At 71.8% G+C, this 26,367-nt stretch carries 24 protein-coding genes; 12 read left to right on the plus strand and 12 right to left on the minus strand.

The features are described from left to right. Nucleotides 1–7: 7 nt before the first annotated feature. From BMY04_RS06485 to BMY04_RS06505, 5 genes are read right to left on the minus strand one after another with little or no spacing between them, the layout of a single operon-like run. A complete protein-coding gene (locus tag BMY04_RS06485; RefSeq protein WP_091178298.1) occupies nt 8–526 on the minus strand; it encodes a hypothetical protein in 519 nt (172 codons plus the stop codon). After that, nucleotides 519–3,215, minus strand: a complete 2,697-nt coding sequence (locus BMY04_RS06490) for an FtsK/SpoIIIE domain-containing protein (protein WP_139209775.1) — start codon at nt 3,213–3,215, stop codon at nt 519–521. Before BMY04_RS06490 ends, BMY04_RS06485 begins: the two co-directional genes overlap by 8 nt. A gap of 5 nt (nt 3,216–3,220) precedes the next feature. Further along, a complete protein-coding gene (gene grpE / locus BMY04_RS06495) occupies nt 3,221–3,712 on the minus strand; it encodes a nucleotide exchange factor GrpE (RefSeq protein ID WP_091178300.1) in 492 nt (163 codons plus the stop codon). After that, on the minus strand, nt 3,709–5,232 hold the full coding sequence (locus tag BMY04_RS06500) for an Hsp70 family protein (RefSeq protein ID WP_091178301.1): 1,524 nt from the start codon (nt 5,230–5,232) through the stop codon (nt 3,709–3,711). Before BMY04_RS06500 ends, grpE begins: the two co-directional genes overlap by 4 nt. A gap of 1 nt (nt 5,233) precedes the next feature. Continuing rightward, nucleotides 5,234–6,382, minus strand: a complete 1,149-nt coding sequence (locus BMY04_RS06505) for a J domain-containing protein (protein WP_091178302.1) — start codon at nt 6,380–6,382, stop codon at nt 5,234–5,236. A 322-nt stretch (nt 6,383–6,704) separates the two neighbouring features. On the opposite strand from BMY04_RS06505, the gene BMY04_RS06510 reads away from it, so the two are divergent. From BMY04_RS06510 to BMY04_RS06530, 5 genes are all read left to right on the plus strand, one after another. Beyond that, complete coding sequence (locus BMY04_RS06510) at nt 6,705–7,112, plus strand: DUF2752 domain-containing protein (protein ID WP_170854024.1); 408 nt, start codon at nt 6,705–6,707, stop codon at nt 7,110–7,112. 71 nt (nt 7,113–7,183) lie between these two features. Then, nucleotides 7,184–7,591: a BLUF domain-containing protein gene (locus BMY04_RS06515; protein ID WP_091178304.1), complete on the plus strand. Its 408-nt coding sequence runs from the start codon at nt 7,184–7,186 to the stop codon at nt 7,589–7,591. 113 nt (nt 7,592–7,704) lie between these two features. Beyond that, nucleotides 7,705–8,220, plus strand: a complete 516-nt coding sequence (locus tag BMY04_RS06520; RefSeq protein ID WP_091178305.1) for a BLUF domain-containing protein — start codon at nt 7,705–7,707, stop codon at nt 8,218–8,220. 214 nt (nt 8,221–8,434) lie between these two features. After that, the gene (locus tag BMY04_RS06525; RefSeq protein ID WP_091178306.1) at nt 8,435–9,412 is read left to right on the plus strand and encodes a carbohydrate ABC transporter permease; all 978 of its coding nucleotides are present in this window, start codon (nt 8,435–8,437) and stop codon (nt 9,410–9,412) included. After that, nucleotides 9,412–10,389, plus strand: a complete 978-nt coding sequence (locus BMY04_RS06530) for a carbohydrate ABC transporter permease (RefSeq protein WP_091178307.1) — start codon at nt 9,412–9,414, stop codon at nt 10,387–10,389. The genes BMY04_RS06525 and BMY04_RS06530 overlap by 1 nt, the downstream gene beginning before the upstream one ends. Before the next feature lie 68 nt (nt 10,390–10,457). Here the strand turns inward: BMY04_RS06530 and BMY04_RS06535 are convergent, their stop codons facing one another. The 5 genes from BMY04_RS06535 to BMY04_RS06550 form a co-directional block, all read right to left on the minus strand. Next, nucleotides 10,458–11,855, minus strand: coding sequence for an ABC transporter substrate-binding protein (locus tag BMY04_RS06535; RefSeq protein ID WP_198409964.1), 1,398 nt, complete (start codon nt 11,853–11,855; stop codon nt 10,458–10,460). 95 nt (nt 11,856–11,950) lie between these two features. After that, nucleotides 11,951–12,991, minus strand: a complete 1,041-nt coding sequence (locus tag BMY04_RS22675) for a dipeptidase (RefSeq protein ID WP_170854025.1) — start codon at nt 12,989–12,991, stop codon at nt 11,951–11,953. A 5-nt stretch (nt 12,992–12,996) separates the two neighbouring features. Beyond that, nucleotides 12,997–14,067, minus strand: coding sequence for an aromatic ring-hydroxylating oxygenase subunit alpha (locus BMY04_RS22680; protein ID WP_170854026.1), 1,071 nt, complete (start codon nt 14,065–14,067; stop codon nt 12,997–12,999). Between the two features lie 35 nt (nt 14,068–14,102). Continuing rightward, nucleotides 14,103–14,726 (minus strand): HAD family hydrolase, encoded by a 624-nt coding sequence (locus BMY04_RS06545; RefSeq protein ID WP_091178310.1) that lies wholly within the window; start codon nt 14,724–14,726, stop codon nt 14,103–14,105. Between the two features lie 28 nt (nt 14,727–14,754). Then, nucleotides 14,755–14,988 (minus strand): DUF6458 family protein, encoded by a 234-nt coding sequence (locus BMY04_RS06550; RefSeq protein ID WP_091073287.1) that lies wholly within the window; start codon nt 14,986–14,988, stop codon nt 14,755–14,757. Between the two features lie 209 nt (nt 14,989–15,197). Between BMY04_RS06550 and BMY04_RS06555 the strand changes: the two genes are divergently transcribed. Beyond that, nucleotides 15,198–16,079, plus strand: a complete 882-nt coding sequence (locus BMY04_RS06555; RefSeq protein ID WP_091178311.1) for a DMT family transporter — start codon at nt 15,198–15,200, stop codon at nt 16,077–16,079. Nucleotides 16,080–16,092: 13 nt separating this feature from the next. On the opposite strand, the gene BMY04_RS06560 is transcribed toward BMY04_RS06555, so the two are convergent. Both BMY04_RS06560 and BMY04_RS06565 read right to left on the minus strand, forming a co-directional pair. After that, the gene (locus BMY04_RS06560) at nt 16,093–17,085 is read right to left on the minus strand and encodes an inorganic phosphate transporter (RefSeq protein WP_091178312.1); all 993 of its coding nucleotides are present in this window, start codon (nt 17,083–17,085) and stop codon (nt 16,093–16,095) included. 4 nt (nt 17,086–17,089) lie between these two features. Next, nucleotides 17,090–17,704 (minus strand): DUF47 domain-containing protein, encoded by a 615-nt coding sequence (locus BMY04_RS06565; protein WP_091178313.1) that lies wholly within the window; start codon nt 17,702–17,704, stop codon nt 17,090–17,092. Nucleotides 17,705–17,951: 247 nt separating this feature from the next. On the opposite strand from BMY04_RS06565, the gene BMY04_RS06570 reads away from it, so the two are divergent. From BMY04_RS06570 to BMY04_RS06595, 6 genes are all read left to right on the plus strand, one after another. Continuing rightward, on the plus strand, nt 17,952–19,604 hold the full coding sequence (locus tag BMY04_RS06570; RefSeq protein ID WP_091178314.1) for an ABC transporter substrate-binding protein: 1,653 nt from the start codon (nt 17,952–17,954) through the stop codon (nt 19,602–19,604). Nucleotides 19,605–19,668: 64 nt separating this feature from the next. Continuing rightward, nucleotides 19,669–20,763, plus strand: a complete 1,095-nt coding sequence (locus BMY04_RS06575) for an ABC transporter permease (RefSeq protein ID WP_091178315.1) — start codon at nt 19,669–19,671, stop codon at nt 20,761–20,763. Beyond that, nucleotides 20,763–21,842: an ABC transporter permease gene (locus BMY04_RS06580; RefSeq protein WP_091178316.1), complete on the plus strand. Its 1,080-nt coding sequence runs from the start codon at nt 20,763–20,765 to the stop codon at nt 21,840–21,842. The genes BMY04_RS06575 and BMY04_RS06580 overlap by 1 nt, the downstream gene beginning before the upstream one ends. Then, nucleotides 21,839–23,599 carry an ABC transporter ATP-binding protein gene (locus tag BMY04_RS06585; protein ID WP_091178317.1) on the plus strand — a complete coding sequence of 587 codons (1,761 nt, stop codon included), beginning with the start codon at nt 21,839–21,841 and terminating at the stop codon, nt 23,597–23,599. Before BMY04_RS06580 ends, BMY04_RS06585 begins: the two co-directional genes overlap by 4 nt. A gap of 94 nt (nt 23,600–23,693) precedes the next feature. Then, on the plus strand, nt 23,694–25,676 hold the full coding sequence (locus BMY04_RS06590; RefSeq protein ID WP_091178318.1) for an FUSC family protein: 1,983 nt from the start codon (nt 23,694–23,696) through the stop codon (nt 25,674–25,676). Next, on the plus strand, nt 25,669–26,322 hold the full coding sequence (locus BMY04_RS06595) for a DUF1684 domain-containing protein (RefSeq protein ID WP_091178319.1): 654 nt from the start codon (nt 25,669–25,671) through the stop codon (nt 26,320–26,322). The genes BMY04_RS06590 and BMY04_RS06595 overlap by 8 nt, the downstream gene beginning before the upstream one ends. Nucleotides 26,323–26,367: the final 45 nt, after the last annotated feature.

Genomic DNA, 26,367 nt, shown 5'->3' on the forward strand with positions numbered 1-26,367 from the left:
TTCTCTCCTAGTGTGCGAGGACGGTGAGCACGACGATGACGACGAGCACGGCGGTCGCGGCTACGAGCCAGATCACGAGCCTGCTCTTGGCGCGCGGAGCAGGCAACGGTGCCGGGAGTGGTGCGAAGACAGCAGGTGGAGGCGCCGTCGCCAGCCGCGCCCTGCTGCGGAGCAGCGATTCGGCTGTCGAGCTCGCGTCCGTGGCCCACTGCGCCACGTCGCGGATCTGGCCCCGGATCTCGACGAGCGAAGTCGGCGCCTGCGCCTCTGAGACGCTGTCGTCGGCGGGTTCGGGCGGCAACCCCAGGAGGGTCCGCAGCTCTGCCAGCTGCCGTTCGACGTCCTTCGCCTCCTGAGCCGAGCGCCCGTACATCCGCTGCTGCTCAGCCAGCCTGACCCTGGCCCGCTCCTCGGTAGCGGCAGCGGTCTCGACGGCTCGGCGAAGTGCTGCCCGCCGTCGCTGCTCTACAGTGCAGAGGGCTTCGACCGCTTCCACGTAGGTGGCGTACGTGTGGGAGTCAGGCACGGTCAGCCGTTCCGATGACGTCCTCGGGATCGAACGGCACAAGCCGCTGCGCGATCGTGCCCGCAAGACGGTCGAACCAGACGAAACGTGGGCTCACTACCGGTTCTCGCGTCGCATGGCCGGCGATGTCGGTGAGGTCGTCCCGCGACACGCCGGCGAAGGCCCACGCACGAACGCCGGAGGCGCGAAATCCGAGCTGCTCCTCGAGGACCGGCTTGCTCTGCCACCAGCCGATGGTCCAGGTTCCGCTGAGAGGCCCGCTCCTCAGCAGATCGCGCAGCGCCTCGCTGGGGAGCTCGTAGTCCGGTTCGGTGGCGGTGTCGAGGTCGACCGAGTCGAGCGCGACGGGGACGACGAGGTCGACCGAGCCCTTGTCCCGCCTCAACCGAAGGACGCTCTCCGCGACAGTGCCCCGTGCCTCGTGTCGAACTGCGTGGCCGCGTCGACGGAGATGCTCGACCAGGGCGCTGAGCCACGCGGCCGGGGCCGGTCCTTGGCTGTCGCCGTCGAGGACGAGAACACGCGCATCCGGGCCGATGCTCTCGGCCGCCGTGACCACCGCCCGGACGAGGACGGAGATCGCCACCTCCCGCTGCGAGCCGACAACCGCCAACGCCTGGTTGGGTGACCGCGTGAAGGTCAGGGTGGCGGCTCGGGCCTCGACGGCGACGGGGAGCCCGACCGCTGCGACGACGCCGCGCGAGGCATCCGCTCCGTAGCCGTTGACCGGCCAGGTGGCGAATGCGGTCGCCCTGAAGATGCTCGGTGGCCCTCCGTGCCCTTGCCGGAACAGCTGGACCTGCAGCTGCTCGAGGTAGTCCGGCTGGGCGAAGGCCACGGTGCCCAGCTTGTTCTTGTCGAGACTCCCCAGCGAGTCGTTGACCACCGCCTGTCCTCGGTGCTCGAGGTCGGCGGCGGCCAGGTTGTGTGGAGCGAGGAACGCCTGGGACTCGGCGGCGGTGTTCCTGAGCACGATTCGGTTGTGGAACTGGCTGAAGAGGGAGTCGGACTTCGTCGCGAGGCCGCGGATGCCGCTGAGGGCCTGGGACGCGAGGACGACGTGGATGCCGAAACCACGACCCGTTCGGGCGATGTTGTCGAGGTCGGCGGCCGCCGCCGCAGCCTGGTCGTCGTCGCCCTCGAACATGCGCTGGAACTCGTCGATCACGACCAGCATGCGCGGCAGGGTCCTGCCCGATCTTGCGCGGTACTGCCTCAGGGTCGTCGCCCCGTGAGCCTTCAGGAGCCGTGCGCGCTCGCTCATCTGCGCACGCACCCAGCTCAGGACGCCGAGTGAGTAGTCCGGGTCGAACTCCAGACCCAGGGCTCTGACGTGCGGGAGCCAGGCAGGGCTCTCACGGGTGGGACCCAGACGTGCGAACTCGACCCCGTCGCGCAGGTCGACCAGCACCATCTCCAGCTCGGCGGGTGAGTACCGTGCCGCCAAGCTGTGGACCAGAACCAGGAGGAGGTTCGACTTCCCCTCGCCGACCGCGCCCCCGACGAGGGCGTTCGGCATCGGAGGGTTCTCGGCCCGCAGGCGGACAACCAGGTCCCCCCCGTCGGTGCTGCCGATGCAAGCCTCCAGACCCTCGTCGGCCTCAGCCATCCACGCATCGTCGATGGACTCCACGATGCGCCGGAAGTCGACCGAGGGGGCCGCGTCCTGCCGCGGGCGAGCGGTCAGGTCGGTGCTCAGCCGCCGGAGAAAAGACTCACCGGCCCAGGTGTCGGGGGTCCAGGTCAGGCCGGGAGCCGTGCTCGCGGTCGAGGCGTCGCCGCGCAGGGTGATCGTTGCGTGCAGCGGGCTCGCGGCCGAGGTGGTCTCCTGGACCATCTCAATGATCAGCAGGCCGCGGTCGGAGGCGAGGCCGCGCAGCTGGTCCAACCGCGCTCGGCCGCGGTCCGTCAGGCCATTCGGGGGCGCACCGATGACGAGAAGCCTGAGCGGTGTCGCGGCGGCGAGCGGGTGGCCGGACCTCAGCGCGCTCCAATAGGTGTGCTGCCCAGCTGCCGTCAATCGGTCGTCCACTGCGGCCACGCTCGTGCGGAGGTCGTCGAGTGCGCCCTCGAGATCCTCCACGGACGTCAACGCCGGCGGAACGCTCGTCTGCGACACGGCGCGCAGGCCGGCCAGTGCGGCGAGGTCGAGGTCGAGGTCCGGGTCGAAGGTCAGCACACGCACTCGGAGCGGGTCGAACGCCGCGACCACGCGAGCAATCGTGTTGTGCACGAACGCCCTGAACTCGTCCCGGGCTGAGCTGGCGACGCGCCAGACGCCGGCGGAGAGCGGCACCGTCAGCGGGAGTGACTGCTGTTCGAGATCAACGGCACCGACCCGGATCCACTCCCCGGCCCGCTCGACGGGCAGCGTCGACCAGAGCTCGTCGTCCCAGGCTGCGGAGAGGTAACCCGGTGCTTCCCTCTCCAGCATCCTTTCCACCATCCTGGAGGCCGACGTCACAACCTCCTCGGCGTTCGACTCGATCGCCTTGCGGTCCCTCAGCAGCGCCTTCCTGGCCTCCTCCGTAGCGTGGGCGACGTCGTGCTCCGCCTGCCGGCGCCACTCCGCCTCGGAGCGTCGCAACCGCTCGCGCGCCGTCGCGAGCTGTCGGGTGCGATCGTCGAGCGCGGCGACCAGCGCACGGATCCGGTTCTCGACGTCAGCAGCATCCACCGCACTGGTCATCGCCCTCACCGACCATCGGCCGGACGGTCGTTCGCCGGCGGCACCCGTACGGCCGTGACGCGAGCCGGCTTGAGCACGATGCCGTCCTTCTCGTACCCGCCGCGGCGCAGCTCGGCGACCCGGAGCTCGGTGCCGTCGCCGTGTGCGGCGACCACTTCGTGGCGGAGCGGATCGACGGGATCGCCCTTGATCGGTGCTATCGGGGCGACACCCACCACCGATTCGAGCACGTCCTCCAGCTCGTGCCCGATCGACTCGACGAGGTCCGCGTCCGGGGCGCTGGTCCGTAGGCGTTCGATCACCATGGAGAGCGAATGGACGATCGGCTTGAGGGCGGCGGCCGACCTGGCCGCCTCAGCATTGTTCAAACGCTGCCCCAGGTCCTCGATCACGGCTTGCTTGGCCCGGTCGTCGAGGAGGCGGCGCCTGAACAGGTCCGTCAGGCCGTCCAGCTGCTCTGAGACCGTGGCCAGCGTGACCTGGTCGTCGGCCGTCACTGGACGTCGAGGTTCGACACGGCGTCCCGCATACGCTCGATCTCGTCGTGGTCGAGGTTGCTCGCGCGATCGATCTCGAACTCCCCGAGGGCCTTGTCGTCGACCAGGTCCACGACCTCGATGTGCAGGATGCCGTCGATGTCGCACGCGAAGACCACGCGGAGGGGGGAGCCCTGCTCGGGGTGCCCTTGCAGCTTCAGCCGGGACGACCCGAGGATGCGGACGTACCTGAGGTCCTCGTCCTCACCCTCCGTGACCTGGACGAGAAGCTCGGTCTGGTTCGGGGCAATGGTGTAGAAGACCTCGGACCTCTTGGTCGGGATCTTTGAGTTCGGCGGAACGACCAGGCTGTTGACGTCGCGCCCGGTGGTGGCGTCGATCGTCACCACGCCCAGCCCGTGCGACACCACGTCGCTGATTCCCAACGAGTGCCCGGCGGGTGTCACCGGGGTCGGTCGTCCACCGCCGCCTCCGCGGAGCGCGGCCACGATGGCGGCTCCCTTGGCGACGGCTTCGTCGGGGTGGATCGACTGGTCGGGTGCGCGCCCGGTGAGCCGGGTCAGCATCTTCACGACCATCGGCATCCGGGTCGAGCCGCCGACCAGCAGCACCTTGTCGATGTCGGAGAAGGAGAGCCCTGCACCGTCGACGACGTCCTCGACGAGCATCTCGGTGCGCGCCAGGAGGTTCTCGGTGATCCCCTCGAACGTCTCGCGCGTCAGCACGAGCTTCGCGTTCCGGCCTCCGGCCGACACGAAGACCGGAGCCTGCTCGGAGCTGCTGAGACGGTGCTTCGCCTGCTCGGCCCGGTCACGCAGCTGCGCCTCCTGCTCGGCGCCTTCGACCGTCTGCCCCGTCTGGGCGGCGAACTCGGCCTTGATCCAACCGATGACGGCGTTGTCGAAGTCGAAGCCCCCGAGGTTGCGATCGCCGTCGGTCTGGAGGATGTCGAAATCGCCGTCGCGCGCCTTGAGGAGCGTGACGTCGAACGTGCCGCCACCGAGGTCGTACACGAGGACGGTCCCGTTGTAGTCCTGCTCGACGCCGAAGCTGACGGCCGCCGCGGTGGGCTCGTTGATCACCGACAGCACCGACAGTCCGGCGATCTCCCCGGCATCCCGGGTCGCCTTGCGCTGAGCGTCGTCGAAGTACGCCGGAACCGTGATCACGACGTCCTTCACCGTGGATCCCAGCACCTGTCCGGCGTCGGCGGCCAGTCGCTTGAGGATGATCGCCGAGATGCCTTCCGGCGTATAGCTCTCGTCGCCGACGCTGGGGTAGAAGCGCCACGAGTCGCTGCCCATCTGGCGCTTGACGAACTCGACGACGTCGTCGGGAAAGGCCGCTCGCTGCAGCTTGGCCTGCTGGCCGACGACCGCCTCGCCGCCGTCGAACAGCACCACCGAGGGCGTGATGCTCTGGCCGTCGCTGTTGCGCAGGATCTCGGGCTGCCCCGACGCGTTGATCGTCGCCACTGCACAGAAGGTCGTGCCGAGGTCGATCCCGACCGGGTTCGCCATGTCAGAGCCCCCTCTTGTTCTGCTTCCACTTCGGCACGTAAAGCAGCTTCCACCACAGGAAGCCGAGTCCGAGGCCGACGATCAGCTCCAGGAACCCGACGCCGGCGTTGCTCCGAGCCATGTTCCCGACACCCTCGATCACCAAGATGATGGGGGCGAAGAAGAGGATGATGGCGCAGCAACCGATCAGCGCCATCGGGCCGCCGCCCCACATCCCGCCCAGGAGAGCCCACGGAGGGCGGAACGACTTCTTCTCCATCGCGTCCAGGTATCGCAGGACGTGGTTCGACCGGTCCCGCACCTCGGCGTCCACGATCTTCAAACCGATGGCGCGCATGCAGAAGGCGCGCATCGTGTTGATCTCCTCCTGCGACTTCACGATGTACCCGTCGCGGGTCTTCGACTGCGGGACCTGCTCAGCCATGTCGACCAGGACGCTGCCCAGGTAGTAGTTGGCGTTGGGGTCCGCGGGGTGCTTCTTGTGCACCGCCTCGACCACGGGCAACGCCAGCTCCGGCCTCCCGTTCGAGGCGTACACGCCGCCGACGGCGAGCTCGTACACGGGGTTGCTGGGATCGCAGGTGCCTGCGCGTCGGTACTCGGTGATGGCGTCGTTGTAGGAGTCCATCTGCTCGTGCACCAGACCGAGGTTGAAGTGGTACTCGGCGCTGTTGTCGTCCAGCGCGGTCGCCTGCTTCGCCTCGTACAGAGCGTCCTGCCAGAGACCCAGACCGGCGTTGGCCCGCGAGCGGATCCACCAGGTCTTCGCGTTCTGGCCCTCGACGTGGGTCGCCTCCCGGGCTGCGTACGCGGCGGAGTGGTAGTCCGCGAGAGCGAGGTAACCCTCGGCCCGCTCGAGCCACGTCTGGCCGTTGCCGCTGTCGGGTGAGGAAGAGGGGATCTCGGCCTGCTTCACGCCTCCCGAGAGCTGCTGGTCGTAAGCGGCGCGCTTGCCAGGGTTGAGAAGCACCGACCGCGCCTGGTCGATCTGCTTGACCTTGACCTCGGCCTCCTGGCGGCTACCGAGGTCTGCGGCTTCTGTCCGCTTGCGCCATTCGCGCATCGCCTTCTTGACCGCGGATCCGATCGCCTCCGCGTCTGCGTTGCGAGCGACGCCCAGGACGGCGTAGTAGTCGACGTCGACGGCCATGCGGGTTCTCCTTCGAGACCACGGAAAGCATTGGCTGCGACTCCGAGCAATCCGCCCGGTGCCGCCATGAGGTGTGCTGCAACTCCGCTCGCGGCTCACGTGGAGAAAGGGCAAAAGACCCTTGTGTGAGAGCGCGGGCGGTGTTCAGCGCGCCAAACTTAGGGTCTCTATGCCCTGGGTGTCAGCAGGGCAGGAAAATCACCTGCCGGGCATTTCTCTTGTTCACATTGTTTGTTTTCGTTCTTCGCGTTCGTGGTCCGTGAATGGATCAACGAGGAGGACGAGTGGGCTGCGCGGGGGCTGGTGGTCGTACGCTCGGCGCGTGCCTGACAGCCCGACGCGACGCGGTTCACGCCTGGTGAACGTGACGCTGCTCGAAGGTGCCGTCCTCGCATCGGGCTCGGCTGCCGTGGCCTGGGCCACCCACTTCCCCTGCCCGCTCTACGTCACGACCGGATGCTGGTGCGCGTTCTGCGGCTCGACGCGTGCGGTGCAGGCCCTGCTGCACGGCCAACCTGCGGACGCCGTGCGCGACAACGGCCTCACCGTGCTGATCGTGGCGTTCGCCGCGACCCGGCTACTGCTCTGGACGATGGGTTGTGGCCGTGTTGTCGAGATGGTCGACGGTCTGATCGCAAGGGTCGACATGCGTATCTGGACGGCTCTGCTGCTGGTGTGGACCGTCGTGCGTAACCTCCCGGCGTTCACCGCCCTGGGGCCTGCGGCATGATTCGGGAGCACCTGTCACTGAAGGGACTCGCCAGCCCGTTGCTGCCAACAGAGATCCGGGAGAGCTGACCAGTGGTCCACTCCCTCGTCTACGTCAGCGCGGCGTCGCCGACGCTGACGCGCGCCGAGCTGCGCCGGCTGCTCGACCAGAGCCGCAGCCACAACGCGGCCGCCGACATCACCGGTCTCCTGCTCCTGCGCGCCGGGACGTTCCTGCAGTTCATCGAGGGCAGCCGGGAGGACGTCGAGACGCTGTGGGGCCGGATCCGTGTCGACGAGCGGCACCAGGACGTCACGCTGGTGCGCCGCCGCGACCAGGACGAGCGGCACTTCCCGACCTGGTCGGTGGCCTTCGGCGACGTGGACCCGACCAGCGCCGACCCCGTCGAGGTCGAGATGCCGCCGCCGGAGGGGCCCAAGCAGCAGACCGACACCGAAGCCGCCTTCATCCTCGAGCTCCTCGACGTCTTCGACCCGTGACGCACAGACCGCCACCAGCCGGCACCTGACGGTTCGCCGAGACTTCGACCGCCCAGCCTGAATTCCCCCCGCCGGGGCTGGGATCGGAGCCGCGCAGCTCGTACGGTCCTGCCGTGGTCTTCCAGCTCGCCTACGTCAGCACCGCGACCGAGACGCTCGACGGTGCCGCCCTGAGCGGCATCCTGACCGCCGCGCGCTCCCGGAACGCCGTGGAGGGCATCACCGGCGTCCTGCTCTTCCGGCAGGGCCGGTTCCTGCAGCTGCTCGAGGGTCCGACGCTGGCGGTGGAGGCGGTCTACGGGTCGATCGAGGCGGACCCGCGCCACCGCGACGTGCGGTGCACCTGGACGGGCCACGCCGCGGAACGCTCGTTCGCGCAGTGGTCGATGGGCTTCCGGGACCTGGCGGAGGAGCCCCTCGCGCACCCCGCGTACGCCGACCTGCTCGCCGAGCCCGGCGCAGCCGGTCCGCCCGCCTCGGGCCTGCTGTGGGAGCTGTGGGGGATGCTCGAGCCGGGCACGGACCCGACGGCCCCCGCCGCGGTCGGCCGACTCGCGGCGCTCGTCGAGCGGCTGCGCCTGGGCGCGAGGAGCTCGCTGCCCGACCGCAGCCACGTCCCCGCCCACTGACGCCGCTGGAACCGTCCGTCCGACGCCGCTGGAACGGTCCGCCCGAGGACCGCATCGGGAACCGGCGGGGACCCGCCGCAGCCCTCCTTGCTGCGGTGCCACCCGCTCCTTAGTCTGTGCTCACCCGGCACGGGCGTCCCAGGCGTCGCACGCGCCCGGGTCGCAGAACGGGCAGGTCGTGATGCGCACGGCTCTTCGACGAAGAAGGGGTGTCATGGCTGAGACGACCCGTACGAGGCCCGAGGCGGTGACGGCGCCGCCGGTCCCGGTCGGGCGCGCCGACCGGCCTCGCCGGCGCACAGCGGCGCGACGCGAGGCGCTGGCCGGCTACGCGTTCATCTCGCCGTGGATCGTCGGCTTCTGCGTCTTCACCCTCGGCGCCATGGTCTACAGCCTCGTGATCTCGTTCAGCCGCTACAACCTCGCCACGAACCGCGCCAAGCCGGTCGGCCTCAAGAACTACCGGCTGCTGCTCGAGGACCCGTCGGTGATGCGGTCGCTGGGCAACACGCTGTTCTACGCGGTCATGGCCGTGCCGCTGGAGATCGCCTTCGCCCTGCTGCTCGCCGTCCTGCTGAACCGGGTGGGTCGAGGTGCCGGTTTCTTCCGCACGGTCTACTACCTGCCGAAGATGACACCCTCGGTCGCGACCGCGTCGGTCTTCCTGCTGCTGCTGAACGGCAACACCGGGGCCGTGAACCGCTTCCTCGCCGTCTTCGGCATCGAGGGCCCGCAGTGGCTCCTGGAACCCGCCTGGGTCAAGCCGTCGATCGTGCTGATGACCTTGTGGGGTGTCAGCGGGACCATGGTCATCTTCCTCGCCGCGCTCAAGAACGTCCCGCGCGAGCTGTACGAGGTCGCCGCCCTCGACGGCGCCGGCCCGGTGGCCCGCTTCCGCCACATCACCGTGCCGATGATCTCCGGGGCGATCTTCTTCAACGTGATCGTCCTGACGATCGCGGCGCTGCAGGTCTTCGACTCCGCGTACCTGCTCTTCTGGCGCGACCAGCAGCAGGCCTCCCCCGAGGCGTCGCTGTTCTACGGCGTCTACCTCTACATCCAGGCGTTCCGGCAGTTCAACTTCGGCTTCGCCTCCGCCATGGCCTGGCTGCTGTTCGTGATCATCATGATCATCAGCGTCGTGCAGGTGAAGGTCGGGAACCGGTTCGTCTACTACGAGGGGGACCGCTGATGTCCACGACCGAGTCCTCGTCCTCCCTGACCCCCGCGGCGGCCGGCCAGCGGGAGCAGCTGCTCGGCCTCGAGGCCGCCGGCGCCTCGCCCGAGCGGCTGCGCGAGCCGAGCCTCCGTCCGACCTCGCGCCGGCCCGGGTCGGTGGTCGGCAAGGTCGTGCTCTGGGTCCTGCTCGTCGGCTTCACGCTGCTGTTCCTCTACCCGCTGGTCTGGCTCTTCGCCGCCAGCCTCAAGCCGCGCGGGGAGGTGTTCGACAACAAGCTCGTCCCCGACACCGTGCTGTGGAGCAACTACGTCGAGGTGTTCGACCAGCTACCGCTGGCCAGCTGGGCGGTCAACAGCGTCGCCATCGCCCTCATCGCCGCGGTGCTGGTGACGTTCTCCAGCTCGCTGGTGGCGTTCGGCTTCGCGTACTTCCGCTTCCCGGGCCGCAAGGTGCTCTTCGGCCTGGTGCTGGCGACGATGATGCTGCCCGGTGCGGTGACGATGGTCCCGCAGTACCTGATCTGGCTGAAGCTCGGGCTGGTCGGCACCTGGGCGCCGCTGTTCGGCGCGAACCTCTTCGGCTCGGCCTTCTACATCTTCCTGCAGCGCCAGTTCTTCCTCGGCCTGCCGCGGGAGCTCTTCGAGGCGGCCCGGGTCGACGGCGCCAGCTACTTCGGGCTGTTCCGGCGGATCGCGCTGCCGCTGTCCGTGCCGTCGCTGATCATCATCTTCCTGTTCGAGTTCCAGGCGAGCTGGAACAACCTGCAGGCGGCGCTGATCTACCTCAACGCCGGCTCGGTGGAGGGCTTCACCGTGCCGCTCGGCATCTCGTACGCCATGACGCAGTTCAGCCCGACCGCGGGTGGGCAGGGCGACTACCAGTACGTGATGGTCGCGTCGCTGCTCGTGACGCTGCCGATGCTCGCGCTGTTCACGTTCGGCCAGCGCTACTTCGTCGAGGGCGTCGCCACCCAGGGCCGCAAGGGCTGAGACGCAGGACGGGTGGGTTCCTGCACCGTCATGGTGCAGGAACCACCCGTCGTCCGGCTGGTGCGAGGTCAGCCGCCGAACTGGTCGTACGCCCGCTTGGCCGCGCCCTGCGCGTCGGCCAGGGCCTGCTCCGGCGCCTTCTGGCCGAGGAGCACGGCGCTGATCGCGTTCTGCAGCTCGGACTGGATGGCCTGCCCGGCCGGCGAGGAACCCTGCGACTTCGCGCTGCCGAGCACGTCGTAGAAGGTGGCGATGGTCTCGTCGAAGCCCTTGTTGCCGCTCGGCTTCACGAACTTCTCGCGCAGCGTCTTGTCGACGCTCGGCGAGCCGGTGAACAGGCCGGTGTTGATCGAGCCCGGCTTGCCGGCCAGCGTCGCCGCCCGCGCCTCCGCCGCCGCCATCCAGCTCGCCTCGTTGGTCAGGTCGACCACGTAGGCGCAGGCGGCGTTCATGTTCTTCGCGCCGGCCGGGATGACGAAGGAGGTGCCGCCCGAGATCGACAGGGGCTGTCCCTGCTGGTCCTTGTACGGGGTCGCGGAGATCTGGAGCTGCTTGGTGTAGGGGCTCAGCACGTTGACGTACCACTGGGCGTCCATCTGGGCGCCGACCTGGTCCTTCACGAACTGGTTGTTCTTGCCGAAGGTGTCGAAGGCGTCGCTGAAGCTCTTGACCTTGGCGTAGCCGCCCTGCGCGTCGTAGAGCTGCTTGAGGAACGCGAGGGCCTTGGCGTTGTTCGGGTTGTCCAGGGTCGGCACGCCGTTGTCGTCCATCACCTGGCCGCCGAAGCCGAGCAGCCAGCCCGGGGCCTGCCCGCCGGCGACCGGGTCGAAGCCGATCCGGGTCGGGTTGCCGCCCTGGGTGACCGTGAGCTTCTTGGCCGTCGCGACCAGCGCGTCGGGCCTGGAGGTGTCGATGTCGGCCGCGGTGAGTCCGGCCTGGTCGAGCACCCGGGTGTTGAGCATGACGGCGGAGGGCTGGAAGAACTGCGGCGCGGCCCAGACCTTGCCCTTGTAGGACACGTCCTTGACGACCGCCGGGTACCAGTAGGAGGAGGGGTCGACGCCATACAGGCTGAAGCACTGGTCCAGCGGGACGATCAGGTCCTGCGCCGCGTACGTCGCGACGTACTGCCGGTCCATCTGCACGACGTCGGGCAGGGTCTTGCTCGCCGCGCGGGTCGTGAACTTCTGCGAGTCGAAGCCCGTCTCGTCCAGCGTGATCTTGACGCTGCCGAGCTGCTGCTGGGCGCTGGCGAGCCGCGCCTTGCCGACGTCGTCGGCGTTGTTGAAGCCCCACACGCCGAGCTCGCCGCTCACGTCCTTGGTGAACTGCGCGTCCGTGGCGGAGCCCTCGTCGTCGCTGCCGCCGCCGCATGCCGCCAGGGGCAGCACCCCGAGCGACAGGGTGAGCCCGGCCAGCAGGGCGCGGCGGGAGGCGGTCATCGGGCGGTTGAGTCGAGACGTCATCGTCTTCTCCCTCTTTGAGTGGTCACCAGCGTCAGCATCGTGGCAGGGGCCACGGTCGACGGGCGGCGCGCCGTGCGGGCGTCGGCCCGGCCTGGTCAGGGTCCGCCCCGCGCGCACTGCTCGACGTCGGTCAGCACCCGCAACGCGTTCCCGCCCAGGATCCCGCGCACCTCCGCCGGGGTGAAGCCGGCCCCGACGAGGGCGGCCGCCACCCGGGACGGGTCGCCGTCCTCGAACCCCGCCATCACTCCCGGCACCCCGTTGGTGTCGGTGCCGAGGGCGAGGTGCTCCGGCCCGACGAGCCCGGCGACGTGGCGGGCGTGGGCGACGAGCGCGGCGACGTCGTGGACGCCCGTCCGGCGGTGGCGGAAGGGCCACAGGCCGACGAGGCCGCCGGTGCCCGCGACGGCGACCAGCTCGTCGTCGGCGAGGTAGCGCACGAAGTCCTGCAGCGCCCGGGCTCCGGTGTGCGACGCGACGACCGGGGCCGACGTCGCCTCCACGACGCCGAGCAGGGTCGCGCGGTCGGCGTGGGCCACGTCGACGAGCAGGCCGCGGTCGTTCATCCGGCGCACGACCCGGGTGCCGAGCGCGGTCAGCCCAGGACGAGCGGGCCGTCGGACGGGCAGCGGCCCGGCGTAGCGCTGCCAGGGCAGGGACGTGGTGCCGAGCGCGTTGTCGGCGAGGTGCACCAGTCCGACGAGGCGGACCCCGCGCCCGGCCCACGCGTCGAGGCGCTCGAGCGCGGCGGGGTCCCCGCCGAGGGCGTCGGCCCCCTCGACGCCGAGGAGCACCGCGGGGGCGCCGGACGCCTGGGCCGCCCGCAGCGCGGCGACGGACCGGGCGACGACGGAGCCGGCCGCCGCCGCCTCTCGCTCGGCACCGGCCAGCTGCGCCTCGACCGCGTCGAAGGGGCTCCTGCCCAGGTGCGTACGGGTGACCACGCCGTCGCCGACGGCGCAGACGACCGCGGCACCCCCTCCCTCCTCCCGCAGCCGCCCGAGGCCGACCTCGGCCGGGGCCGCCGGGGTGAGGGCCCGCCAGGCCGCCCGGAACGGCTGCGGCACGAAGCCCCGTGCGTGCCGGTGGAGGTCGAGCGCGGACGTGTCGGACGGGTCGGACGCGGCGGGGTGCACCGCGCTCAGGCCTCGAACACGACCCGGCGCTCGCTGACGGAGGCCAGCGGCAGGTCCTCGCCGTCGGGCTGCTCCGCGCGCTCGGCCGAGCGGAGCAGGCGCCAGATGGCCGTGCCCAGCAGGTCCAGCTCGGTCGAGGCGTAGCGCTCGCCCCCGAGCTGCAGCGACCGTTCGGTCTGGCGGGCCAGCGCCTCGGCGTCCTGGCCGAGGATGCGGCGGCCCTGGAGCTTGACCACCGTCCCGACGAGCGGGCCGGGCAGCGGGCTGGAGAAGCGCACGACGAACCAGGCGCGCGTCCTGAAAGGGGAGAGCGGCAGCTGCACGATCGTGTTGACCACCCGGAACCAGCCCTGCACCGCGTACTCGATCTGCGCGACGGACGGGAGCAGGAAGCGGTCCCAGTGGTCGAAGGTGCGCCCCGACGCCTCGCCGAGGCGGAGCGGACCCATGCCCACGGGCTCGCCGAGGTACTGCACCTCGATGCCGTCGGTGACGGGGCGCCGGATGGCGGTGATCCGGTTGCGCCGCCGGCCGCGGAACAGCCCGCGGTGCAGGTAGGCGGTGTGCGGGACGTCGAGCGCGTTCTCCGACGCGGCCCGCAGGGTGGAGTCGAGGTCGATGCGGAACACGGTCTCGCCGGCGCCGCGACCCGCGACGACGGGCAGGGCGAACGGTGCGCGGGTGGGTTCCGCGCCCGGCTCGCCCCACGCCCAGACGAACCCGTCCTGCTCGACCGCGGCGTGCGCGGCGACGTGCCAGGTCGACTGCGTCCGCGTCTCGAGCAGGCCGGGCACGAAGCGGCAGGACCCGCCCTGGTCGAACGACCAGCCGTGGTAGCCGCACTGCAGCAGCCCCTCGTCGGTCACTCGCCCGAGCGAGAGCGGGTAGTTCCGGTGGCTGCAGCGGTCGAGGACCACGCCCGGCGTGCCGTCCGCCCCGCGGAAGACCGCCAGCGGGGTGCCCATCAGCGTCACCGCGAGCGGCTTGCGCCCGAGCTCGGAGGAGCGCGCCACCGGGTACCACCACCGCCGCGGGAACGCGACGGAGTGCGCGGCCAGGTCGACGGCGGCGTCCATCGCCCCATGATGCAGCGGCTCGCCGAACGGCACGCTCACCCGGGCAGGAGGCCCAGCCGGCGCAGGGTGTCGTCCACCACGGCGGGCGACGTCCACAGGTGCGCGTCCCACCCCGCGCGTACGGCGGCGTCGATGTTGACCTGACGGTCGTCGAAGAAGAGGACCTGCCCGGGCGCCACCCCCAGGGTGTCGGTCACGGCGGCGTAGATCGCGGGGTCGGGCTTGGCCAGGCCGAGCTCGGCGGAGAAGAACCAGTCGTCCACCCAGCGGGCCCAGTCGCTCGCGCGGGAGGCCTGCGCCATCGGGTGCGGGGCGTTGGAGAGGATCGCCACGCGGACGCCGTGGTCGTGCAGCCCGGCCAGGGTCCGGCGGGCGTCGGGACGGATCGTGGACCAGACGCGGGCGTCCGTCGCGGCCAGCGCACGTCGCAGCGCCACGTCGTCGGGACCCGCGGCGGCTCCTGCGCCGGCGAGCACCGCGCGCCAGTACGCGTCGGCGTCGGTGCCGCGGTCGTGCGCGTCGCGGTGCGCCCAGTAGGCGGAGGCCAGGACCCTCTCGTCCAGCCCGGCCTGCGCGGCGAGGTCGGCGAGCAGCGGGCCCGGCGAGGCCAGGACCTCACCGAGGTCGAGGACGACGACGCGACCCTCGGCCGCGGTCACGCGAGGCCGGCGGTCGGTCGGACCGTGGTCAGACGACGGGGGGCTCGCCCGGGCCGCGCAGGTCGCGGCGCTCGACCACGGTCGTGTGGCTCGAACGCTGCCGCTGCGACTGCAGGACGAGCGTGAGGATGATCGCGAGGACGCCGCCGGCCATGCAGATGTAGCCGATGGCGGTCAGGTCGACGCCGCTGAACGAGTCCTTGACGCCGAAGGCGAGGATGCCGCCGACCACCAGCAGGGCGATGCCCGTTCCGAGTCCCATGAGGCGGACGTTATCAGCGGGAGGCCGGCCGGGAGGCTGAATCGCCGGGAGGGCACTTCCGGGACCTCCCGCTCGTGCACCGTCCTGGTACGCCGGTGCCCAGGGCGGCGTCGTTGCCGGGCCCCGCGCCCGGATGCCCATAGGGTCGCCCTGCCCGGCAGCAGGGAGGCCGGCCCGTCCTGCCGTCAGATCCAGCCAGAGGTGTCGCCATGGTCCTCGCGGTCGTCGCCGCGCTCGCTGCGGCGTTCTCGTTCGCGCTCGGCTCCGCCCTTCAGCAGCGGGTCGCCGGGGACACGCTGCCCGACGAGGAGAGCCGCGGCAGCTTCTTCGCCCGCATCGCGCGACGCCCCTCCTGGCTGGTCGGGCTGCTCCTGAGCGCGGTGGCCTTCTCCCTGCACGCCTTCGCCCTCAGCCGGGGCGACCTCGCCCTCGTGCAGCCCGTCATCGTCAGCGGCATCGTCTTCGCCGTCGTCATCCGCTCGGCGCTGGAGCACCGCCTGCCGGACGCGCGAACGCTGGTCTGGCTGATCGTCACCTGGGCCGGGCTGGCGCTGTTCCTGGCCGTGCGGCCGGAGACCGCGGACTCGGCGCCGAAGAACGGCCTCGGGGCCGCGCTCGTCGGCGTCGGGGTCGGCCTCGCCCTGCTGGCGGTGTTCGCCGCCGTGCGGATCCACACCACCCAGCTGCGCGGCGCGCTGCTCGCCGGGGCGTCGGGCGTGCTCTTCGGCCTGGTGGCGGGTCTGGTCAAGCTGGTCCTCGCCCGCTTCGGCGAGGGCCTCGGCGCGGTGCTCGCCTCCTGGCCGCTGTGGGCGCTGGTCGTGACCGGCCTCGGCGCCGTGCTGCTGAACCAGCGCGCCTACCAGGCCACCCGCCTGTCGGTGACGACCCCGATCCTCAACGTCGCCGAGGTCGCCGTGGCGATCACGTTCGGGCTGCTGGTGCTCGGCGAGGACCCCGGGCAGAGCACGAAGATCCTGCTCGGCGAGGTCGCCGGCCTCGCGCTGGTCATCGCCGGCGTCTTCAAGCTGGCCTCGGCGGAGGAGTCGGAGACCTCCGAGCCCGCACCGGCGGCCGAGGCGCGCGCCTCCTAGCGAGGCGCACCCGCTACACCAGCAGGCGGGTCAGCGGGTAGGCGAGCGCTCCCGCCAGGGCGGCGGCGGGCAGGGTCAGGACCCAGGCCACGGCGATCTCCCGCGCCACGGCCCAGCGCACGGCCGACAGGCGCCGGGTGCTGCCCACGCCCATGATCGAGGCCGTGACCACCTGCGTGGTGGAGACCGGCGCGGCGACGACGAAGGCCGTCAGGTAGAGCACGCTCGACGCCGTGACCTCGGCGGCGAAGCCGTGCACCGGCGTGAGCGGGAAGATGCGGCGCCCGAGGGTGCGCATGATCCGCCAGCCGCCGGAGGAGGTGCCCGCGGCGAGGGCGAGCGCGCAGGCGGCGACCGTCCACAGCGGCACCGCGTACGTGTCCTGGTAGCCGAGGGTGACCAGCGCCAGCACGATCACGCCCATGCCCTTCTGCGCGTCCTGGAGCCCGTGCCCGAGCGCCAGGCTGCCGGCCGAGAAGACCTGCGCGCGCCGGAACCCGCGCTCGACGCGGTGCGGGTCGGCGCGGCGGAGCAGCCAGAGCGCGGCGAGCATCACCAGGTAGCCGCCGACGAGGCCGATCGCGGGCGACAGCACCATCGGGACGAGGATCTTGCTGACCACGCCGCTGACCCACTCCACCGCGCTGCCCGACGCCAGCCCGGCGCCGACCAGCCCGCCCACCAGGGCCTGGGAGGAGGACGACGGCAGCCCGAAGTACCAGGTGACGAGGTTCCACACGACCGCGCCGACGAGCGCGGCGAGCACCACCGCGATGCCCGCGCGGCCGGGCGGGGGCACGATGATCGAGGCCGCGATCGTCGTCGCGATGCCCGTCGAGAGCAGCGCGCCGGCGAGGTTGCCGACGGCGGCGAGCAGGATCGCCGCGCGCGGGGTCAGCGCCCGGGTCGACACCGCGCTGGCCACCGCGTTGGCGGCGTCGTGGAACCCGTTGGTGAAGTCGAAGACCAGCGCGACGACCACCACCACGAGGAGCAGCCCGAGCACGGGGTCAGGACTCCTTGGCCGCGATGCCCTGGACGACGTTCGCGACGCGCTCGAAGGCGTCCGCCGCCTCCTCCAGGTGGTCGAGGACCTCCTTGACCTTGAGCAGGGCGATGGCGTCGGTCTCGGTGTCGAACAGCGCGGCGAGCGCGGTGCGGTAGACGGCGTCGGCCTCGTTCTCGACCTCGTTGGCCCCGACCCAGTAGTCGGTGAGGCCGTCGAGGCTCGCCAGCCGGGTCATCGCCGGGGCGGCCAGGTCGGCTGCGCGCTCGAGGAGCGCCGCCTGGCGCAGGACGCCCTCCGGCAGGGCGCCGACCCGGTAGAGGACGGTTAGCTGCGCGGCCTCCTCGAGCTCGTCGAGCACGTCGTCGAGGCGCGAGGCCAGCAGGGCGATGTCCTCGCGGTCGAAGGGGGTGATGAAGCTCGTGTTGAGCGCCGACATCACCGCGTGCACCGACGCGTCGCCGGCGTGCTCGAGCTCCTCGAGCCGGGCCACGAGGGCGGGACGGTCGGCCGGCGCGGCAGTCACCAGCGCGGTCATCACCCGGGTGCCGTCGCGCACCTGCTCGCCGGCGCGGGCGAACAGGTCGAAGAACCGGGTGTTGCGGGGGGTCAGGCGCACGGGCGGCCTCCTCGGCGTGTCGAGGGTGCCTACCCAGGCCGCGCCCGCTCACCCGGGGCGCTCGTCACCACGGTGCCCGGCGCGGCAACGAACGTGTAAAGGCTGGGGCGACGGGCGCTCACCAGGTGGGCAGGGGAGCGCCGGCGTGGAACACTGAGCCGCGCTGCCGACGTGGACGAGAGATCTTCCGGCGTCCGGCGCACGCCCGACCACAAGTCCTGGCGACAGCCCTGCGATCGGAGAACGCATGTCCTACGTCCCCACCCGCCGACGACTGATCGGCCTCGGCGCCGGTGTCGCGGCTTCCGCCCTGCTCCTGGCCGCCTGTGGTGGCGGCGGCAGCGGGAGCGCGGGCAGCTCGAGCGGGACCGGCGGCTCCGCCGGCGGCGCGATCGTCGTCGGCACCACCGACAAGATCACCTCGCTCGACCCGGCCGGCTCGTACGACAACGGCTCCTTCGCCGTGATGAACCAGGTCTACCCGTTCCTGATGAACACCCCGTACGGCAGCCCGGACGTCAAGCCCGACATCGCCACCTCGGCCGAGTTCACCTCGCCGACGGAGTACACGGTCAAGCTCAAGCCGGGCCTGAAGTTCGCCAACGGCCACGACCTCACCTCCTCGGACGTGAAGTTCACCTTCGACCGCGACGTCAAGATCGCCGACCCGAACGGGCCCTCGTCGCTGCTGTCGAACCTCGACAGCGTCAGCGCGCCCGACGCGACGACCGTCGTCTTCAAGCTCAAGGCCGCGAACGACCAGACCTTCGCCCAGGTGCTGTCCTCGCCGGCCGGCCCCATCGTCGACGAGGAGGTCTTCTCCCCGACGGCCGTGACGCCGGACCAGACGATCGTCGACGGCAAGGCCTTCGCCGGGCAGTACACGATCGCCAGCTACGACGTGAACAACCTCATCTCCTACAAGGCGTACGACGGCTACCAGGGCCTGCTCGGCCCGGCCAAGACCGGCACCGTGAACGTCAAGTACTACGCCGACGCCTCGAACATGAAGCTCGAGGTCAGCAACAACTCGATCGACGTGGCGTTCCGCAGCCTGTCGGCCAACGACATCGCCGACCTGCGCACGAACAACAAGGTCAAGGTCGTCGACGGGCCCGGCGGCGAGATCCGCTACATGGTCTTCAACTTCAACACGATGCCGTTCGGCGCCAAGACCTCCGACGCGGACCCGGCGAAGGCCCTCGCGGTGCGCCAGGCGATGGCCGACCTGATCGACCGCGACGCGCTGTCGCAGCAGGTCTACAAGGGCACCTACACCCCGCTGTACTCCTTCGTGCCCAAGGGCCTGACCGGCGCGAACGACGCGCTCAAGTCGCTCTACGGCGACGGCACCGGCAAGCCGAGCCCGGACAAGGCCAAGCAGGCCCTCGCCGAGGCGGGCGTCAGCACCCCGGTCGACCTCAAGCTGCAGTACAACACCGACCACTACGGTCCCGGCTCGACCGACGAGTACGGCCTGATCAAGAACCAGCTCGAGAGCTCGGGGCTGTTCAAGGTCGACCTGCAGTCCACCGAGTACGTGCAGTACTCGAAGGACCGCGTCAAGGACGCGTACCCCGTCTACCAGCTCGGCTGGTTCCCGGACTACTCCGACGCCGACAACTACCTGACGCCGTTCTTCGTCAAGAACAACTTCCTCTCCAACCACTACGACAGCCCGACGGTGCAGAAGCTGATCGCCGAGCAGCTGGTGGAGACCGACAAGGCCAAGCGCGAGGCGCTGATCGGCCAGATCCAGGACACCGAGGCCAAGGACCTGTCGACCCTGCCGTTCCTGCAGGGCTCGCAGGTCGCGGTCGTCGGGTCGACGGTGTCGGGTGCGGACCAGACGCTCGACGCGTCGTTCAAGTTCCGCTACGCGGCGCTCTCGAAGGGCTGACGTTGCCCGAGGCACGTGACCCGGGCCTGCCGGAGGACCTCCGGCAGGCCCTGGGGTCGCGCCCATGACGCTTCTCGAGAGCCCGGAGTCGACCGGCGCCACCGTCGTGGCGAAGCCGGAGGGGAAGTCCAGCGGCGGGGGTGGCTTCGGCCGCTACCTGCTGGTGCGGTTCCTGCTGATCATCCCCACGGTGTTCATCCTCGTGACGATGGTCTTCCTGCTCATGCGCACGACCGGTGACCCGATCACGGCGGCGCAGGGCGGTCGGCTTCCGCCCGAGCAGCTGGCGGAGCGGATCCACGCCGCGGGCTACGACCGGCCGCTGCTCGTGCAGTACGGCGACTACCTCGGCGGGCTGCTGCACGGCGACTTCGGCACGACGATCAGCGACAACCGCCCGGTGACGCAGGTCCTCGTGACCTACGGCGCCGCGACGCTCGAGCTCGCCGTGTACGGCCTGCTCGTGGCCCTGCTCGTCGGGATCCCGCTCGGGATGCTGTCCGCGTACGTGCGCGACCGCTGGGGCGACGCCGTGCTGCGGGTGTTCGCGATCCTCTGCTACGCCACCCCGGTGTTCTTCGCGGGCCTGCTGCTCAAGCTGGTGTTTGCGATCAAGCTCGGCGTGCTGCCCGTCTCGGGCCGCGCGACCACGAGCACCGAGCTGAACCTCCAGCTCCTCGAGGGCAAGACCGGCATCTACCTCCTCGACGCGATCCGGCTGGGCGACCCGGCCGCCGTCGTCGACGTCCTCGAGCACGCGGTCCTCCCGGCCGTCGCGCTCGGGCTGCTGACCGGCGGCATCTTCCTGCGCCTGGTGCGCACCAACGTCATCGGCACGCTCGGCACCGAGTACGTCGACGCCGCCCGCTCGCGCGGCGTCGGCGAGCTGCGGCTCGTCCGCAAGCACGCCTACCGGCCCGCGCTGATCCCGATCATCACCGTGATCGGCCTGCAGGTGGCCACGCTGCTGGGCGGGGCGGTGCTGACCGAGACGACCTTCGAGTGGAAGGGGCTCGGCTTCCAGCTGGCCCAGTACCTGACCGCGCGCGACTTCGTCGCCGTGCAGGGCATCGTCGCGCTGCTCGCCGTGATCGTCGCCGTGACCAACTTCGTCGTCGACGTGCTGGCCGCCCTCATCGACCCGCGGGTGCGGTACTGATGGCCGCCACCACGAGCGTCCCCGGCGGCGCCGCGTCCCCGGTGCTGCACGGGCGGCGCCGCACCTGGCGAGACCTGCCGGTCGTGCACCAGGTCCGCCAGAGCGTCGGTGTGCAGCGCGTCATGCTGGTCCTCGGGCTGCTGCTCACGGGCGTCTTCGTGCTGGCCGCGCTGCTCGCCCCGCTCCTCGCGCCGTACGGGTTCGCCCAGATCGAGCAGGACCAGGTGCCGTTCGGCACCCTGCAGGCGCCCGGCGGGGCGCACCTGCTCGGCACCACGCAGGGCGGCTACGACGTGCTGTCGCGGATGCTGTGGGGCGCGCAGACGGCCCTCGAGACGATCGTCGTCGCGGTGGTGCTGTCGCTGTTCGTCGGCGTCGCCCTCGGGCTGGTGTCCGGCTACCTCGGCGGCTGGCTGGACCGGGTCCTGGTGGTCGTGGCGGACGCGGTCTACGCCTTCCCGAGCCTGCTGCTGGCCATCGTGGTCTCGATCGCGATCTCCGGCGGGCAGTCGAGCAAGTGGGGCGGCGTGCTCGCGGCGGCCGTGGCCATCACGGTGGTGTTCATCCCGCAGTACTTCCGGGTGATCCGCGCCGAGACGGTCCGGATCAAGTCCGAGGCCTACGTCGAGTCGGCCAAGGTCGTCGGCGCCTCCACGGGCCGCATCATGGGCCGTCACGTGCTCCGCAACGCGACCCGGACGCTGCCGCTGATCTTCACCCTGAACTGCAGCGAGGCGCTCCTCACCCTGGCCGCCCTCGGCTTCCTCGGCTTCGGCATCCAGCCGACCTCGGCCGCCGAGTGGGGCTACGACCTGCAGCGCGCGATCTCCGACGTGACCGCCGGCGTGTGGTGGACCGGGCTCTTCCCGGGCCTGGCCATCGTGCTCGCCGTCCTCGGCGTCACCCTCGTCGGCGAGAGCCTCAACGACCTGGCCGACCCGCGGCTGCGCGGCCGGCGCGCGGTCTCTGCCGCGAGCGGCACCGTGGCGGCCACCTCGGTGGTGCCGGGCGGGACGCTCGACGCCGCCGCCGGGCTGGAGACGCCCGAGGGCCAGACCGACGGAGGAGACCGGCGATGACGCTCACGGACCGTCCGCAGGAGCGACCGCGCCGCACCGGGCCGGTCGTCGACATCCGCGACCTGCACATCAGCTTCGCCAGCGACGCCGGCTCGGTGAAGGCCGTCGACGGGGTCAGCCTCCGGGTGGCCCCCGGCGAGGTCCTCGCCGTCGTCGGCGAGTCCGGCAGCGGCAAGACCGTGACCGCCAAGAGCATCCTCGGGCTGCTGCCCGCGAGCGCGACCGCGTCGGGCATGGTGCTGCTGGCCGGCAAGGACGGCGACTCCGCGACCGACGTCGTGGCCGTCCCGAAGGCACGGCTGCGCGAGCTGCGCGGCACCGACGTCGCCATGGTCTTCCAGGAGCCGTCGACCGCGCTGAACCCCGTCTACACCGTCGGCTGGCAGATCGCCGAGGGGCTGCGGGCCCACACCTCGATGAGCCGGCGCGAAGCCCGCGAGCGGGCGGTCGACGTGCTGCGCCGCGTCGGCATCCCCGACCCCGAGCAGCGCGTCGACTACTACCCCCACCAGTTCTCCGGCGGGCAGAAGCAGCGCGTCGTCATCGCCATGGCCCTCGTGCTCGACCCGGGCCTGATCGTCGCCGACGAGCCGACGACCGCCCTCGACGTGACCGTCCAGGCGGAGATCCTCGACCTGCTGCGGCGCTGCCGCGACGACTTCGGGGCGTCGATCCTGCTCATCACCCACAACCTCGGAGTGGTCGCCGACCTGTCGGACCGGGTCGCGGTCATGTACGCCGGCGAGGTCGTCGAGGAGGCGAGCACCGCGGAGCTCTTCGCCCACCCCCGCGAGGAGTACACCAAGAAGCTGCTCGCCGCCGTCCCGTACGTCGGGCAGGGCCGCGAGCGCGCCGCCGCACGGGCGACCGCGCGCCGGGAGTCGGCCGAGGCGGGCACGGAGCCCGCGACGCTCGTCGAGGCCGACGGCCTGCGGATCAGCTACCCGGGTCGGCTCGGCCGGCCCGCGTTCACGGCGGTGGACGGGGTGTCGTTCCGGCTGGCGTCCGGCGAGGTCCTCGGCCTGGTCGGGGAGAGCGGCTCGGGCAAGACCACCATCGGCCGCTCCATCGCCGGGCTGACGAGGGTCACCGGGGGTTCGCTGCGGGTCCTCGGCCAGGAGATGCGCGGCGTCAAGGAGCGCACGTTCCGGCCGCGCCGCGTCGACATCGGCTTCGTGTTCCAGGATCCCGCCTCCAGCTTCAACCCGCTGCTGACGATCGCGGAGTGCGTCGCGGAACCGCTCGTCGTGCACGGGCGGGCCGGCGACCCCCGGGCCGCGCGGCACCGTGTCGACGAGCTGCTCGAGGCGGTTCAGCTGCCGCGGGCGTACGGCGACCGCTACCCGCACGAGCTGAGCGGCGGCCAGCGCCAGCGGGCCAGCCTGGCCCGCGCGATCGCCCTGGAGCCCCAGCTCCTGATCGCCGACGAGCCGACCTCCGCGCTCGACGTGAGCGTCCAGGCGCGGGTGCTCGAGCTGTTCTCCGAGCTGCAGGCGCGGCTGGGCTTCGCCTGCCTGTTCATCAGCCACGACCTCGCGGTGGTCGACCTGCTGGCCGACCGGATCGCCGTGCTCCACCGCGGCCGCCTGGTCGAGGAGGGGACGGGCGAGCAGGTGCTCGGTGCACCCCAGCACGCGTACACGCAGCGGCTGCTGGCCTCCCTGCCGGTGCCCGACCCGGTCGCGCAGGCCGGCCGGCGCGCGGAGCTGCACCGGCTGCGGGCGTCCGAGGAGAGCAGCAGCTCCGCGCCGCGCTGAGCTCCGGGCGCCGTGACCGCGCCTCGTCGGCTCCGCCTGCGATGATCGCGGAGCCGGACGGGGACGGACGCAGCACGAGCGGGAGGAGGGGTCGATGACGGCACCACGGACCTCCACCGAACGCTCGCGCCGGGCCTCACCGCGCACGTTCGGGCGCGAGCCGAGCCTGCTCGACCCGATCGCCCCGGACTGGGTGGTGCGCATCCTCGCCCCCAAGAAGGCCGCGGTGCCGTGGGGCGACATGGTCCGCTCGATGCTGACGGTGCCCGTCGTCCTCGGCGCCGGTCTGCTCGCGGGGCAGCCCGGGCTCGCCGTGTTCGCGGGCATGGGCGGGATGGTCGGGTCCTTCGGCGACAACGGCGGGTCGTTCCGGGCCCGCTCCCGGCGGGTGCTGCTCGGGGGTCTGGGCGGGCTCGTCGGCCTGCTGGCCGGCCGCTACGTCGAGGTCGGGGTCGCGGCGGTGCTCGCGTTCGCGGTGCTGGGCGCCCTCTCGGCGCTGATCAGCTCGCTGAGCTCGAACCTGTCCTTCGCCAGCCTCCAGCTCCTCGTCTACGCCGCCGTCGCGGCCGCCCTCCCGCAGGGCGTCGGCGTCCACCTCATCGCCGCCGCGTACGCGCTCGGGCTCGCCTGGTCGCTGGTGCTGTCCTGGGTCCAGACCCGGCTCGACCCGCCGGTCAACCAACCGCGCGCCACCGAGGTGTCCGTGCTCCGCGGGGTCGCCGAGGAGCTGCGCCGCCCCGCCGAGCGGCCGGACGCGGCGGCCGTCCACGACCGCCGGGCCGCCCTGACCCGCCAGCTGTCGTCGGCGTACGACGAGGTGGTCACCGCGCGGTCGACCTCCGCCGGACGGCGTGACGACCTGCGCCGCCTCGCCTCCGCGCTGACCGCGTCCTTCTCGCTCGTGACGGCGGTCTTCGACCTGCGGCTGCGGACGCAGGCCCAGCAGCCCGAGGCGGCGGCCCTGGTGGACCGGCTCGCCGACCTCGTGGGGCAGCGCCGCGACCGGGAGGTGCGCGCGCAGCTGGACGCCCTCGAGGACGACGTCGGCCGGGCCGCCGCCGACGACGAGGAGGCGCGGCCGGTGCTCACCACGCTCACCCAGGTCGTGCGCACGGTCGAGGGACGCGCCGACTCCTCCTCGGGCAGCGACCGGCCCAGCTGGGCGAGCTTCGTGCCCGGACGCAAGGCCTGGACGTTCGCCGTGCGGCTGGCGGTGACGATGGCGGTGGCCGAGACGGTGCGGCTGCTCGTGCCGCTGGAGAAGCCGTACTGGATCGTCCTCACCGCCGCGCTGGTCCTCAAGCCCGACCTCGGCTCGATCTTCGCCCGCGGGGTGCAGCGCACGCTCGGCACCCTGGTCGGGGTCCTGCTCGGCGTCGCGGTCGTCGCCGTCGTGCCTCACGGCGGCTGGCTGCTGGTGCCCATGGCCCTGCTCGCCTTCGCCTTCCCCTACGGCCGCAACCTCAACTACGGGCTGCTCTCGACCTTCATCACGCCGCTGGTGCTGCTGCTCATCGACTTCGGCACCCGCGTCGACGGGCGCACCGCGGTGGACCGGCTGATCGACACCGCGATCGGGGCGGGCATCGTGCTCGTCGTCGGCTACCTGTGCTGGCCGGGCACCTGGCGCCCGCGTCTCGGCGAGCACGTCGCGGCCGGGGCGGAGGCGCTCGCCGCGTACGCGAGGGTGGCCTTCGGTGCGGACCGCAGCCTGGTCGGGCCGGCCCGGCGCCAGGCGTACGGGGCCATGTCCGACGTCCGCTCGGAGCTGCAGAGCACGCTGGCGGAGCCGCCCCCGCTGTCGCGCCAGGCGGCGGCCTGGTGGCCGATGATCGCCCAGCTCGAGAAGACGACCGACGACCTGTCCGAGGCCGCGGCCCGCGCCCGGCACCCCGCGGCCCGCCCGCCGGCGGACGACGTGCAGCGGCTCGCGGCGGGGTTCGACGACCTGGCCGAGGCGCTGCGCGGGCACCGGCCGCCGCACGACGTGCCGGACCCCGGTTCGGCGCTGCTCGACGACCTGGCCGGAGACCTGCGCGGGCTGCGCGGCATCGCGAGAGGACCCCTGCATGTCTGAGGACGACGGCGCCACCGGCACCGGGGACGCGGGACGTGTCGCGCTCGAGCTGGCGGACTGGCGGCGACGGGTGGCCGAGCTGTACGCGGCCGTCCGGCAGGAGGCCGACCCGCGGGAGGGGCACCGGCTCTGGCGCGCCGGCCGCGACGCGCTGTTCCGCGGGCACCCGCAGAGCGCGCTGCGCCCCGGCGACCCGCTGCGCGAGACCGGGCTGCCGTGCTGGCCCTACGACCCGGCCTACCGCTTCGAGGTCATGCTCGAGCCGGTGCCCGACGGTTCCCGGGCGCTGGAGCTGCCGAGCGGCGAGAACGGCAGCACCCTGCTGCGGGCCGTGGGCCTGCTCGAGCTGCCCGAACCGGTCGGGGGCACCGTCACGCTCTGGTGGCTGGAGCAGTACGCGGGCGGGCTGTTCCTGCCGCTGCGCGACGGCACGGCGGGCGCAGAGAGCTACGGCGGCGGGCGCTACCTCCTCGACACCGCCAAGGGCGCGGACCTCGGCACCGCGGGACCGGGGGACCGTCTGGTCGTCGACCTGAACTTCCTCTACCACCCCTCGTGCCGCTACGACGACGCGTGGCTCTGCCCCCTCGCGCCGCCGGAGAACACCGTCGCCACCCGCGTGGAGGCCGGCGAGCGGATGGCGTGACGACCGCGCCGAGACTGTGGGGCACGGTTCCGGACGCGGCACACT

Source organism: Microlunatus flavus (assembly GCF_900110855.1).
GTDB classification, from domain to species: Bacteria; Actinomycetota; Actinomycetes; order Propionibacteriales; family Propionibacteriaceae; genus Microlunatus; species Microlunatus flavus.

Coding starts and splice junctions, on each gene's coding strand:
- BMY04_RS06490 (WP_139209775.1), bottom strand. CDS start 3,215: ATGACCAGTGCGGTGGATGCTGCTGACGTCGAGAACCGGATCCGTGCG.
- BMY04_RS06500 (WP_091178301.1), bottom strand. CDS start 5,232: ATGGCGAACCCGGTCGGGATCGACCTCGGCACGACCTTCTGTGCAGTG.
- BMY04_RS06505 (WP_091178302.1), bottom strand. CDS start 6,382: ATGGCCGTCGACGTCGACTACTACGCCGTCCTGGGCGTCGCTCGCAAC.
- BMY04_RS06525 (WP_091178306.1), top strand. CDS start 8,435: ATGGCTGAGACGACCCGTACGAGGCCCGAGGCGGTGACGGCGCCGCCG.
- BMY04_RS06530 (WP_091178307.1), top strand. CDS start 9,412: ATGTCCACGACCGAGTCCTCGTCCTCCCTGACCCCCGCGGCGGCCGGC.
- BMY04_RS06535 (WP_198409964.1), bottom strand. CDS start 11,855: ATGACGTCTCGACTCAACCGCCCGATGACCGCCTCCCGCCGCGCCCTG.
- BMY04_RS22680 (WP_170854026.1), bottom strand. CDS start 14,067: ATGGACGCCGCCGTCGACCTGGCCGCGCACTCCGTCGCGTTCCCGCGG.
- BMY04_RS06550 (WP_091073287.1), bottom strand. CDS start 14,988: ATGGGACTCGGAACGGGCATCGCCCTGCTGGTGGTCGGCGGCATCCTC.
- BMY04_RS06555 (WP_091178311.1), top strand. CDS start 15,198: ATGGTCCTCGCGGTCGTCGCCGCGCTCGCTGCGGCGTTCTCGTTCGCG.
- BMY04_RS06570 (WP_091178314.1), top strand. CDS start 17,952: ATGTCCTACGTCCCCACCCGCCGACGACTGATCGGCCTCGGCGCCGGT.
- BMY04_RS06575 (WP_091178315.1), top strand. CDS start 19,669: ATGACGCTTCTCGAGAGCCCGGAGTCGACCGGCGCCACCGTCGTGGCG.
- BMY04_RS06580 (WP_091178316.1), top strand. CDS start 20,763: ATGGCCGCCACCACGAGCGTCCCCGGCGGCGCCGCGTCCCCGGTGCTG.
- BMY04_RS06585 (WP_091178317.1), top strand. CDS start 21,839: ATGACGCTCACGGACCGTCCGCAGGAGCGACCGCGCCGCACCGGGCCG.
- BMY04_RS06590 (WP_091178318.1), top strand. CDS start 23,694: ATGACGGCACCACGGACCTCCACCGAACGCTCGCGCCGGGCCTCACCG.
- BMY04_RS06595 (WP_091178319.1), top strand. CDS start 25,669: ATGTCTGAGGACGACGGCGCCACCGGCACCGGGGACGCGGGACGTGTC.